This window comes from Afifella sp. IM 167 (genome assembly GCF_020144925.1).
Lineage (GTDB): Bacteria > Pseudomonadota > Alphaproteobacteria > Rhizobiales > Afifellaceae > Afifella.
In genome coordinates this window covers 143,380-154,481 of record NZ_NSLC01000010.1, presented here as the reverse complement: position 1 = coordinate 154,481, position 11,102 = coordinate 143,380, and the positions used below count along the sequence as shown (strand labels likewise).

The 11,102-nt window shown below is 66.9% G+C and carries 10 protein-coding genes and 1 pseudogene; 7 read left to right on the top strand and 4 right to left on the bottom strand.

Annotation, left to right across the window (positions count from 1 at the left end; genetic code table 11):
• The 5 genes and pseudogenes from CLD20_RS17585 to CLD20_RS17565 all read left to right on the top strand — a co-directional run.
• Positions 1-281, top strand: a pseudogene (locus tag CLD20_RS17585) (tRNA uridine-5-carboxymethylaminomethyl(34) synthesis GTPase MnmE); the annotation flags it as partial.
• 130 nt (positions 282-411) lie between these two features.
• Positions 412-2,280 (top strand): tRNA uridine-5-carboxymethylaminomethyl(34) synthesis enzyme MnmG, encoded by a 1,869-nt coding sequence (gene mnmG / locus CLD20_RS17580; RefSeq protein WP_224407971.1) that lies wholly within the window; start codon positions 412-414, stop codon positions 2,278-2,280.
• Positions 2,270-2,926 carry a 16S rRNA (guanine(527)-N(7))-methyltransferase RsmG gene (gene rsmG / locus CLD20_RS17575; protein ID WP_224407970.1) on the top strand — a complete coding sequence of 219 codons (657 nt, stop codon included), beginning with the start codon at positions 2,270-2,272 and terminating at the stop codon, positions 2,924-2,926. The genes mnmG and rsmG overlap by 11 nt, the downstream gene beginning before the upstream one ends.
• Before the next feature lie 3 nt (positions 2,927-2,929).
• The gene (locus CLD20_RS17570) at positions 2,930-3,751 is read left to right on the top strand and encodes a ParA family protein (RefSeq protein WP_255599971.1); all 822 of its coding nucleotides are present in this window, start codon (positions 2,930-2,932) and stop codon (positions 3,749-3,751) included.
• 8 nt (positions 3,752-3,759) lie between these two features.
• Positions 3,760-4,641: a ParB/RepB/Spo0J family partition protein gene (locus CLD20_RS17565; RefSeq protein ID WP_224407969.1), complete on the top strand. Its 882-nt coding sequence runs from the start codon at positions 3,760-3,762 to the stop codon at positions 4,639-4,641.
• Between the two features lie 36 nt (positions 4,642-4,677).
• Here CLD20_RS17565 and holA read toward each other — a convergent pair whose 3' ends face one another.
• From holA to leuS, 3 genes are read right to left on the bottom strand one after another with little or no spacing between them, the layout of a single operon-like run.
• Positions 4,678-5,718: a DNA polymerase III subunit delta gene (gene holA, locus CLD20_RS17560; RefSeq protein WP_224407968.1), complete on the bottom strand. Its 1,041-nt coding sequence runs from the start codon at positions 5,716-5,718 to the stop codon at positions 4,678-4,680.
• Between the two features lie 11 nt (positions 5,719-5,729).
• Complete coding sequence (lptE, locus tag CLD20_RS17555) at positions 5,730-6,233, bottom strand: LPS assembly lipoprotein LptE (RefSeq protein WP_224407967.1); 504 nt, start codon at positions 6,231-6,233, stop codon at positions 5,730-5,732.
• The gene (gene leuS / locus CLD20_RS17550) at positions 6,226-8,844 is read right to left on the bottom strand and encodes a leucine--tRNA ligase (RefSeq protein ID WP_224407966.1); all 2,619 of its coding nucleotides are present in this window, start codon (positions 8,842-8,844) and stop codon (positions 6,226-6,228) included. The genes lptE and leuS overlap by 8 nt, the downstream gene beginning before the upstream one ends.
• A gap of 125 nt (positions 8,845-8,969) precedes the next feature.
• Between leuS and CLD20_RS17545 the strand changes: the two genes are divergently transcribed.
• Positions 8,970-9,659 carry a YggS family pyridoxal phosphate-dependent enzyme gene (locus CLD20_RS17545; protein ID WP_224407965.1) on the top strand — a complete coding sequence of 230 codons (690 nt, stop codon included), beginning with the start codon at positions 8,970-8,972 and terminating at the stop codon, positions 9,657-9,659.
• A 4-nt stretch (positions 9,660-9,663) separates the two neighbouring features.
• Here the strand turns inward: CLD20_RS17545 and CLD20_RS17540 are convergent, their stop codons facing one another.
• A complete protein-coding gene (locus tag CLD20_RS17540; protein WP_224407964.1) occupies positions 9,664-10,302 on the bottom strand; it encodes a L,D-transpeptidase in 639 nt (212 codons plus the stop codon).
• A 109-nt stretch (positions 10,303-10,411) separates the two neighbouring features.
• Here CLD20_RS17540 and CLD20_RS17535 point away from each other — a divergent pair, with 109 nt between their 5' ends.
• Complete coding sequence (locus CLD20_RS17535; RefSeq protein ID WP_224407963.1) at positions 10,412-11,098, top strand: response regulator transcription factor; 687 nt, start codon at positions 10,412-10,414, stop codon at positions 11,096-11,098.
• Positions 11,099-11,102: the final 4 nt, after the last annotated feature.

Genomic DNA, 11,102 nt, shown 5'->3' with positions numbered 1-11,102 from the left:
GCCTTGCGGAACTTGAGGGGGCCCTGGGCGCCTGGTTGAAGCGTCAGGCTGATGCTGGGGGGGCGGCGGGCACCGCGCCGGTGAATGCCAGGCAGCGCGCCGGGATTTCTTCGCTGTCTCGCCGCATCGAATCGGTTCTGGAACGGAAAGGGGATCCCACCGATGAATTGCTCGTGGAAGATCTGCGAGCCTGCGTCACCGCCGTTGGTCGGATCACCGGACGCGTCGACGCCGAAGAGATCCTCGACGCTGTGTTCGGCAAGTTCTGTATTGGTAAATAATGTGTTTCACGTGAAACGCGGACCCCGGGGATCCGCGAGGGCGTTTCACGTGAAACGCAAGACGCCGCCTTCTGTCCCGTTCCACGTGAAACACCTTTCCAACACGGCGACAAGCCACTAGATCACGCTCATGATCCAGAGATGCGATGTGGTTGTGATCGGGGGCGGCCACGCTGGCTGCGAGGCGGCGGCGGCCGCGGCGCGTGCAGGTGCGAGCACGATTCTTCTGACGCATCGCTTCGACACGATCGGCACGATGTCCTGCAACCCGGCGATCGGCGGTCTCGGGAAGGGGCATCTGGTCCGCGAAATCGACGCGCTCGATGGCCTGATGGGGAAGGTGGCGGACGCGGCAGGGATTCAGTTCCGCATGCTCAACCGCCGCAAGGGGCCGGCGGTGCAGGGGCCGCGCGCCCAGAGCGATCGCTCGCTCTATCGCCGTGCGATGCAGGAAGCGATTCGGGCGCAGAACAATCTTGCGGTTATCGAGGGCGAGGCTGCGGATCTGCGTCTCGAGGATGGGCGACTGGCGGCGATCGTCCTTGCCGACGGTCGGGAAGTCGCCTGCGGGGCGGCGGTCATCACCACCGGCACCTTCCTTCGCGGTCTCATCCATATCGGGGAAGCGACCATGCCCGCCGGCCGCGCCGGCGAGCCCCCGGCCCTTGCGCTGGCCGCGACGCTTGGCCGGATCGGTCTCCGCCTCGGGCGCCTCAAGACGGGGACGCCGCCGCGCCTCGACGGCAGGACGATCGCGTGGTCGCAGCTTGAGAAGCAGCGCGGCGACGATCCGCCGGAACCGTTCTCGGCAATGACAGAGCGGATCACCACGCCCCAGATCGCCTGCGCCATCACGCGCACGGTGTGGCAGACGCATGAGATCATCCGGCAGAACCTCACCCGTTCGGCCATGTATTCTGGCCGCATCGAAAGCCGGGGGCCGCGCTATTGCCCCTCCATCGAGGACAAGATCGTCCGCTTCGCCGATCGCGACAGCCATCAGATCTTCCTGGAGCCGGAGGGCCTCGACGACGACACCGTCTATCCGAACGGCATTTCGACCTCGCTGCCGGAGGATGTTCAACTGGCGCTCGTGCGCAGCCTGCCCGGTCTCGAGAAGGCGACCATTCTGCGCCCGGGCTATGCCATCGAATACGACCATGTCGATCCGCGGGAGCTCACATCGGGGTTGGAGCTGAAGAAAGTCGCCGGTCTTTTCCTCGCCGGCCAGATCAACGGTACCACCGGCTACGAAGAGGCGGCCGCGCAGGGGCTCGTCGCAGGGCTCAACGCCGCACGGCTCACAGGCGGCGAGGAACCGGTCAGCCTGTCGAGGGCAGACGCCTATATCGGTGTCATGCTGGACGACCTGGTGACGCGGGGCGTGACGGAGCCTTACCGCATGTTCACCTCGCGCGCCGAATACCGGCTGGCCCTGAGGGTCGACAACGCCGACGAGCGGCTCACGCCTCTCGGAGAAGCGTGGGGGATCGTCGGAAGCGAGCGGTCGAATCGGTTCCGGAAGAAAGCGAACGCGCTCGGCCATCTGCGGGCGATCCTCGGGGAGAGGACGCTCACGCCGAGCGAGGCCGCGCGCCATGGCCTCGCTGTGAACCAGGACGGTATCCGCCGCACCGGGATGCAGCTTCTTTCCTATCCGGAGATCACCTTCGCGGATCTTACGCGAATCTGGCCGGAGCTTGCCCCGGCAGAGGAGGCGCAGATCCGCCAGGTGACGACCGATGCGCGCTACGCCGTCTATCTGGATCGGCAGAAGGAGGATGTCGCGGTCCTGAAGCGGGAGGAGGCGGTCGCCATCCCGGACGACTTCGCCTATGGCGGGCTCGCGGGTCTTTCCAACGAACTGCGTGAGCGGCTCGAGATCGTGCGGCCCGCGAGCCTTGCCCAGGCCGGGCGCATCGAGGGGATGACGCCGGCCGCCCTGACGCTCATCCTGGCGCATCTGAAGAAGACGGGGAGGGAGCGCCGTGCCGCCTGAACTGCTCGGCGAGGTGCCGGCGAAAGGCACAGCTCTCGCGCCATTCGATCTTTCCAGAGACGTCGAATCGGATCTGGAACGGTTCGTCGCGCTCCTCTTCGAATGGCAGGCGACGCACAACCTCGTCGCGCCGAAAACGCTGGCGGAGATCTGGACGCGACATGTCGCCGACAGCCTGCAGCTCCTGCCGCTGACATCCGAGAGCGCGCGGCGCTGGATCGACCTCGGCAGCGGCGGCGGCTTTCCCGGTCTCGTCGTGGCGATTGCCGGCAAGGCGCGGGGGATCGAGGTGACGCTCGTGGAGGCGAACCACAAGAAGGCCGCGTTCCTGCGCCAGGCGGCGCGGGTCTGCGCCCCGAACGCGACCGTTGTTTCCGAGCGGATCGAGGCGCTCTCAGACGGCCGCGCCGGCCGGTTCGATGTGGTCAGTGCGCGGGCGCTGGCGCCGCTCGACACGCTTCTTGCGCTCGCCGCCCCGCTTCTGGCGTCCGGCGGCGTTCTTCTTGCCATGAAGGGCAAGGAATATGTGCATGAAGAAGCTTCCGCGGCTCACATCTGGAGCTTCGATCGGATATTGTTCGAAAGCGCCGCCGGGGGCGGCGGAACGATTGCAGCCATCTCCAATCCAAAGCTGAGGAAGGCCTGAGACATGCCGCAGAACCCGGAGCGGCTTCCCCCGATTCCCCGCGTCCTCGTCATCGCTAACCAGAAGGGCGGCGTTGGCAAAACGACAACGGCAATCAATCTCGGCACAGCTCTCGCCGCGATCGGCGAGCGCGTCCTCATCGTCGACCTCGATCCGCAGGGCAACGCCTCGACGGGTCTGGGGATCGGCAGGGAGAACCGGCTACACTCCACTTACGATATCCTGATGGACGGCATGGCCATCCGGCAGGTGGCGCGCGACACGGTCGTGCCGCGCCTGTCGATCGCGCCTTCCACCCTCGACCTCCTCGGCGTCGAGCTGGAGATCGCCAGCCTCCAGGATCGCGCCTTCCGGCTGCGCAAGGCCGTCGCCGACCTCGGAACCGAGGCCTCGCCGCCCTACACTTATGTGCTGATCGACTGCCCGCCCTCGCTCAATCTTTTGACCATCAACGCCATGGCGGCCGGGCATGCCGTGCTGGTGCCGCTGCAGTGCGAGTTCTTCGCGCTCGAAGGTCTCAGCCAGATCCTCGGTACCGTCGAGCGGGTGCGCCGCGGGCTCAATCCGGAGCTCTCGATCCATGGCATCGTGCTCACCATGTACGACGGCCGCAACAACCTCTCCGGACAGGTCGTGGAGGATGTGCGCTCGCATATGGGCGAGAAGGTCTACGACACCATCATTCCGCGCAATGTGCGCATCTCGGAGGCGCCGTCGCACGGCAAGCCGGCGATCCTCTACGACATCAACTGCGCCGGCAGCCAGGCCTATCTCAAGCTGGCGAGCGAAGTGATCCAGCGCGAGCGCGTGCTGAGAGCGGCGTAGGAGGGAACATGGCACAGGAACCCCCAAGGCGGCTGGGACGCGGTCTCGACGCGCTCCTCCAGGATTACGCGGTGCCGGATGCGGCGCCCGCCCAGGCGAGCGAGGCGCCGCGCACGCCGCTGACGGCGCTGCTTGCTTCCATCCATCCCAACCCACGCAATCCGCGCAGGGATTTTTCCGGCGAAGAGCTGGAGGATCTGGCCGCCTCCATCCGCGCCCATGGTCTCGTCCAGCCGGTGGTGGTGCGACCGAAGCCCGACACGCCCGGCGAGTACGAGATCATCGCCGGCGAGCGCCGGTGGCGCGCCTCGCAGATGGCGGGTATCCACGAGGTGCCGATCACGGTTCTGGAGGTCTCCGACCGCGAGGCACTCGAGCTCGCGATCGTGGAGAACGTCCAGCGCAGCGACCTCAATCCGCTGGAGGAGGCGCAGGGCTATCAGGCTCTGATCCAGGAATTCAGCTACAGCCAGGGCGACCTCGCCGACGTCATCGGCAAGAGCCGGGTCCATGTCACGAACACCCTGCGGCTCCTGAAGCTACCGGAAAAGGTGCTGGAGCATCTGCGTTTCGGCCGGCTGACGGCGGGCCATGCGCGGGCGCTCATCAACACCGAGGAGCCGGTCAAGCTCGCCGACATCGCCATCGCCAAGGGCCTGTCGGTACGCGACACGGAAAAGCTCGCCCAGCGCGGCGCTGAGCCCTCCGGCGGAACCGCGCGGCAGGCGGACGAAAAAGATGCCGATACCATCGCGCTGGAGCGCGAGATCGGCGACCGGCTGGGGATAAAGGTGGATATCCGCCACAGGCCCGATGGCCGCGGGGAAGTGCGGCTGAAGTACCGCGATCTCGATCAGCTCGATGCGGTCTGCAACCGGCTGCGGGCCTGAGCCAGGCTCCTTCCTGGATCTGACGGGAGCGCCCGCCTAGCGTCGAGCCGCGCGCCGTGCCGCCTGGGCGAGCTTGAGGAGCGTCGTGGCTGCGACGGCATGGTCGAGAGCCGGGAGCTGTCGGGTTTCGAGAACCGCGCTGTCGAGCGCAGCGCGGGCACGCTGCAGGGCCGGCAGGGGCCAGAGCTGCAGGGTCCGCACCACCTTGTCCTTGCGCCTGAAATGCACCGGGGGGCGGGCCCGGTCCACTAGCGATGAGATCGACCCGCCTCGGGCCGCCTCTGCGGCCAGCCCCGACAGCATGATGAGATGGCTCAGCGCCTGCGACATCACCGAGGCGGGGGAGCCGCCCTCGGCTTTCAGGCGGTTGAGGTCGTCCGCCAGGCGCGCGATATCGCCGGTCAAGGCATGGTCGATGAGCCGGTCGTTGCGCAGCTCCACGCTCTCGCCGCTGACGGCCACGACGTCCTCCAGAGCGACCTCACGCGAGTCGCCTGCATAGAGGATGAGCTTTTCGAGCTCGCGACGGGTCACGCCGCGGTCGCCGCCGAGATGGGCCACGAGATAGTCGAGCGCATCGGGTGCGATCTGAAGACCGGCCTCGCGCAAGGCGGAGCGCGCGAGATCGGCGGTGTCCTCGGCCGTCGCCTCGTAACAGGGAAGCGCCACGGAGAAGGCGGCCTCCTCGAAGAGTTTTCTCAGCGCATTGCCGGCGCGCAGTTCTTCCGCCTCAACGATGAGGGCTGGCGTCTCGGGCGGATTATCGAAGAGCGGTCGGACGGCGTTCGCCACGTTGTGGCGCCCGTCCACCACCTTGAGCCGGATCAGCGGCGGGCCGCCGAAAAGCAGATCGGCATTCGCCTCGTCGGAAATGCGGCCCGGATCGCCGGAGAGCTCGTCGGAGCCGATGCGCACCAGGGTGACGCCGCCGGCGTGCCGGGAAGATAGGACCGAGGCCAGCGTCTCGGCCCGCTCTGTCACGGCACCCTGATCCGGCCCATAGACAAGGAAGAGGCGAATACTCTCAGGTGGGGCGGCGACGAATGCGGAAACGCCGCCAGCTCGGACCGCGACCATCGCGGCGCCGCTCAGTTGGTCGCGAGAAAGGCGGCGAGGCGCGACTTCAGGATGCCTGCCAGCGTGGTGGCGGCGCGATCCTCCGCATCGCGCTCGGCGCGGATGTTGGCAAAGACCTGCGAGGAGCGGTCGTAGGAGGCAACGGTCGCGATGGTCCCGTCCGTGACCGTCTTGCTGCTTTCGATGTCTGTGAGCCTGTAACTGAGCGTCGCGGTGATCTGATAGGCCGTCGGCACGCCCGTGACCGTTTCGATGCCGACCGAGCCGGATGAAAGCGACATGGCGTAGGTCAGGCGGTACCGATTCGGAGCCGGAACGGCGTCGTCGATGCCAAAGAGAAGGACATTGCGGAAGACCTGCTCGGCGCGGCTTGCCGGCGGCTCGACATCGACGGCGCGCAACTCGGCCTGCACCGACTGGCCGGTCGGAGTCGGTGCGTAAAGGGGCCTGATCTGGCAGCCGGCAAAGAGGGTGGCACCCGCAAGCACAAATGCCAGCGACGCACGTCTAGCCAACCACATTCACGATCCTCCCCGGCACCACGATCACCTTACGCGGCGGCCGGCCTTCAAGGAAGCGCTGAACGCTGTCGCTGGCAAGCGCGGCCGCCTCGATCTCGGCGGATGTGGCATCGCGCGGGACCGTCAGGTCGTCGCGCTTCTTGCCGTTGACCTGCAGCGGCAGCGTGATCTCGTTGTCGCGCAGGAGGCCCGCCTCCGCCTCCGGCCATGGCGTCTCGGCAACGAGCCTGTCATGGCCGAGAAGCTGCCAGGCCTCTTCGGCGAGGTGCGGCATGAAGGGCGCCATCAGAAGCACGAGGGCCTCCAGGCTTTCGCGGCGCACAGCGGCCGCGGTCGGCGAGGTATCGGCACTATCGTGCTCGGCGATCTTGTTGGCGAGATCGTGCAGGAAGGCGATCGCCCGGTTGAAGCGGAGATTTTCGATCGCATCCGTCACATCACGGATCGCCCGGTGAGTCGTCCGGCGGAGTCCGAGTCCGGCCTCCGAGACCTCCCGCGGGAGCGCAGAGCCGGCCGGAGGCAGGGTGTCCGCGGCGCCGGCCACGAGGCGCCAGACGCGCTGAACGAAACGGTGCGCGCCCTCGACGCCGGCCGCCGACCATTGCACGTCGCGCTCGGGCGGCGAGTCGGAGAGCATGAACCAGCGGGCCGTGTCGGCGCCATAGTTGCGGCTGATCTCTTCGGGGCCGACCGTGTTGCGCTTCGACTTCGACATCTTCTCGATCGGGCCGATCTCGACTGGTGCCCCCGTCGTCGCGTGGCGGGCCGAGCGGACACCGTCCGTTTCTTCCAGAACCACCTCCTCGGGCGGCAGGAAGGGGCCGTTCGGCTCCCGGTAGGTCTCGTGCACCACCATGCCCTGGGTAAAGAGGCCGGCGAAGGGTTCGGCCAGGTCGAGATGACCGGTCTTCGTCATGGCCCGGGCGAAGAAGCGCGAATAAAGAAGGTGCAGGATCGCGTGCTCGATCCCGCCGATATACTGGTCGACCGGTAGCCAGTCGTTGGCGATCGCCGGTACCGTCGGCGTCTCGGCATGCGGGGCGGTGAAACGGGCAAAATACCAGGACGAGTCGACGAAGGTGTCCATCGTGTCGGTCTCGCGCCGGGCGGCGCCGCCGCATTTGGGACAGGCGACATCCTTCCAGCTCGGATGCCGGTCGAGCGGGTTGCCGGGCTTGTCGAAGTCGATGTCGTCGGGAAGCTTCACCGGAAGGTCCGCATGGGGCACCGGCACCGCCCCGCAATCGGGGCAGTGGATCATCGGGATCGGACAGCCCCAGTAGCGCTGGCGGGAGATGCCCCAGTCGCGCAGGCGGAAATTCACCTCGCGCGCGGCCTGCGGCGCGCCGGCAAGGTTGCGCGCCTCCAGACGGCTTGCGACCGCGTCCTTGGCTTCCTCGATGGTCATGCCGTCGAGGAAATCGGAATGGTAGATCCGGCCCGGGCCCGTATACGCCTCTTCCAGAACGGTGAAATCGGCCGCTTCGATATCGTCGGGCTTGACCACCGGCGTCACCGGCAGGCCGTAGCGATTGGCGAAATCGAGGTCGCGCTGATCGTGCGCGGGGCAGCCGAAGATGGCGCCGGTGCCGTAGCCCATCAGGACGAAATTGGCGATGTAGACCGGCAGGAGCTTGCCTTCCACGAATGGATGGCGAACCTTGAGTCCCGTGTCGTAGCCGCTCTTCTCGGCCGTCTCGACCGCCTCCGCGGAGGTGCCGCGACGGTGGCATTCGGCGATGAAGGCCTTCGCCTTCTCGTCCTTTCCGGCGATTTCGGCGGAAAGCGGATGGTCGGGCGAAAGCGCCATGAAGGAGGCGCCGAAGAGCGTGTCCGGCCGGGTTGTGAAGACTTCGAGGATCTCCTCGCCGGAGGGCGCCCTTTCGACGAGCTCGAAGCGGATCCTGAGGCCCTCGGAGCGGCCGATCCATTTCTCCTGCATCAGCCGCACCTTCTCAGGCCAGCGATCGAGGCCTTTCAGCGCCTCCAGGAGCTCGTCGGCGAAATCGGATATGGCGAAGAACCACTGCGTGAGCTCGCGCTGCTCCACCTCGGCGCCGGAGCGCCAGCCGCGCCCGTCGATCACCTGCTCGTTGGCGAGCACGGTGTTGTCGACCGGATCCCAGTTCACCTTGGCGCTCTTGCGCCGGACGAGGCCGGCTTCCAGCATGTCGAGGAAGAGGCGCTGCTGCTGGGCGTAGTATTCCACGTCGCAGGTCGCGAATTCGCGCGACCAGTCGATCGAAAAGCCCATCAGCTTCAGCTGATCGCGCATCGTGGCGATGTTGGCGTAGGTCCATTCCTTGGGATGGACCCTGTTCTGCATCGCCGCGTTTTCGGCCGGCATGCCGAAAGCGTCCCAGCCCATCGGGTGCAGCACGTTGAAGCCGCGCGCGCGCCGATAGCGGGCAACGACATCGCCCATCGTGTAGTTGCGGGTATGGCCGATATGGATGCGCCCCGACGGATAGGGGAACATCTCAAGGACATAGTATTTCGGCCGCGGATCGTCGTCCGGGCAGCGGAAAAGACCACGCTCCTCCCAGACGGACTGCCAGCGGGCTTCGACGTTTCGCGGGTTATAGCGTTCGGTTGACGCGGTCATGGACGGCATGGTTCTTGGGGTCGGGACCGCGCGCCTGGCGCGGGCCGGAGAGCTTCAACACGATTGCCGAAGCCGGTCAACCTCGCGCGGGCGCGATGGTTTGCGCTGCGGCATGGACGTTCCGCATGAGCCAGAAGATCGACCCGAAGCGGGAGCACGCCGTCCTCGCCGAGATCCTAAGCCGCATCGATGCCGCGGCGCGCGAGGCGGGGCGCGATCCGGCGAGCGTCACGCTCGTCGCCGTCAGCAAGACGTACGAAGCGGAAGACATCCGCCCGGTCCTGGAAGCGGGGCAGCGTGTCTTCGGCGAGAACCGGGTGCAGGAGGCGGCCGGCAAATGGCCGGCGCTGCGCGAGAGGTTTGCCGACACCGAGCTCCACCTCATCGGGCCGCTGCAGACCAACAAGGCGCGCGAGGCCGTTTCGCTCTTCGACGCGATCCACTCGCTCGACCGCGAGCGGCTCGCGGTTGCGCTCGCCAAGGAGATGGAAAAGCAGGGACGCCGGCCGACGCTCTTCGTGCAGGTCAACACCGGCGAGGAGGAGCAGAAGGCGGGCATCGCTCCCGGCGAGACGGAGGCTTTTGTGGCGCGGTGCCGCGAGGAATACGGCCTCGATATCGCGGGCCTCATGTGCATTCCGCCCTTCGACGAGCCCGCGGGTCCGCATTTTGCGCTGCTGGCCAAGCTCGCCCGCAAGCTCGGGCTGAAGGGGCTCTCGATGGGCATGAGCGCCGATTTCGAGACGGCGGTGAAGCTCGGCGCCACGCATGTGCGCGTCGGCAGTGCGCTCTTCGGCACGCGCCCGAAACCGTAGGCGTCTAGAAGCGGCGCCTGCCGGAACGGGTGCGCTTTGGTGGGCCGCTCTCGCCGGGGCTGAGGACGAGTACCTGATCACCAGCCCGTACGAGCCGCAGCAGCCGGCGCATGAGCGGACGCGGCACGGCGACGCAGCCGTCCGTCGGCCGCAAGCCGGGGCGCGCCAGGTGCAGGAAGATGGCGCTGCCGAGCCCCCTGCGCACGGGCTGCGTGTTCCACGAAAGGCCGATCACCGCGTCATAGAGATGGTCCTCGCGCCACATCCGCTCCGCCGAGAACGGCACGGGCAGGCGGACCGCGCGGTTGTATTGCGTCGCATGGCTCGCGTCGCACCACCCGTCATCGGGCGCAAGCCGCAGAGTCGGCAAAGTCGGGATCGGCATCGGCGGACGCCGGTCCGGGCGCAGCGCGCCCCATTCCAGAGTCAGGCATCCGACTGGCGTGGCTCCGTCGCCCTCCCGTTTCCGATGCGTCACGCCGGAGCGGCCTAGGGCGCAGCGGTGGAGGTGGCCTTCGAGCTGAAGAAGGCCGGAATGGCGGGGTAACGGCAGGGGGCGGACGACGATCCGGCGCGGCGCTCTCGTGGCGCGGCGCAGCGGCCTTGCCGCCGGCGACCGGAAACGCGGATCGGGCGGGTGCATCAACTTGCCCTCTTCATGGGCGGAAACCCCAAGGCTGGCGGGCGTTATCAACTTGCCTTAAGGTTTCGCGCAAGAGATTCTTGCAAGTTTGGCCGGGAGAGAAGCGCCGATGACGGCGAGACGTATCCTCATCGTCGACGACGACAAGGAGCTGTGCGGCGCGCTGACAGAGCAACTATCGCTCTACGAGGAATTCGAGATTTCCTCCGCAGCCAATGCCGGCGCCGGAATCAAGGCTGCCAAGGACGGGCATATCGACCTCATCATCATGGATGTCGAGCTGCCCGACATGGACGGGCGCGAGGCCGTGAAGCTCCTCAGAAAGAGCGGCATCAAGGCGCCGATCATCATGCTGACCGGGCACGATACCGATTCCGACACGGTGCTCGGCCTGGAGGCGGGCGCCAACGACTATGTCGCCAAGCCCTTCCGCTTCGCCGTGCTGCTGGCGCGTATCCGCGCGCATCTGCGCCAGCACGAGCAGAGCGAGGATGCGACCTTCACGATCGGCCCATACACCTTCAAGCCGGCCGCGAAGCTGCTGCTCGACGCCGGCGGCTCGAAGGTGCGGCTGACGGAGAAGGAAACGGCGATCCTCAAATATCTCTATCGGGCCGGCGAGCGCACGGTGACACGCGACATCCTCCTTTCGGAGGTGTGGGGATACAATTCCGGCGTGACCACCCATACGCTCGAGACTCATATCTACCGGCTCAGGCAGAAGATCGAGAAGGATCCTTCCCATGCGGAAATCCTGATCACGGAGGCGGGCGGCTACAAGCTCGTCCGGGCCTAGGAAA

Bases quoted from the DNA above. Each gene is read 5' to 3' on its own strand.
- holA (WP_224407968.1), bottom strand. From the start codon at position 5,718: ATGGTCGCGGTCCGAGCTGGCGGCGTTTCCGCATTCGTCGCCGCCCCA.
- leuS (WP_224407966.1), bottom strand. From the start codon at position 8,844: ATGACCGCGTCAACCGAACGCTATAACCCGCGAAACGTCGAAGCCCGC.
- CLD20_RS17545 (WP_224407965.1), top strand. From the start codon at position 8,970: ATGAGCCAGAAGATCGACCCGAAGCGGGAGCACGCCGTCCTCGCCGAG.
- CLD20_RS17540 (WP_224407964.1), bottom strand. From the start codon at position 10,302: ATGCACCCGCCCGATCCGCGTTTCCGGTCGCCGGCGGCAAGGCCGCTG.
- mnmG (WP_224407971.1), top strand. From the start codon at position 412: ATGATCCAGAGATGCGATGTGGTTGTGATCGGGGGCGGCCACGCTGGC.
- CLD20_RS17570 (WP_255599971.1), top strand. From the start codon at position 2,930: ATGCCGCAGAACCCGGAGCGGCTTCCCCCGATTCCCCGCGTCCTCGTC.
- CLD20_RS17565 (WP_224407969.1), top strand. From the start codon at position 3,760: ATGGCACAGGAACCCCCAAGGCGGCTGGGACGCGGTCTCGACGCGCTC.
- CLD20_RS17535 (WP_224407963.1), top strand. From the start codon at position 10,412: ATGACGGCGAGACGTATCCTCATCGTCGACGACGACAAGGAGCTGTGC.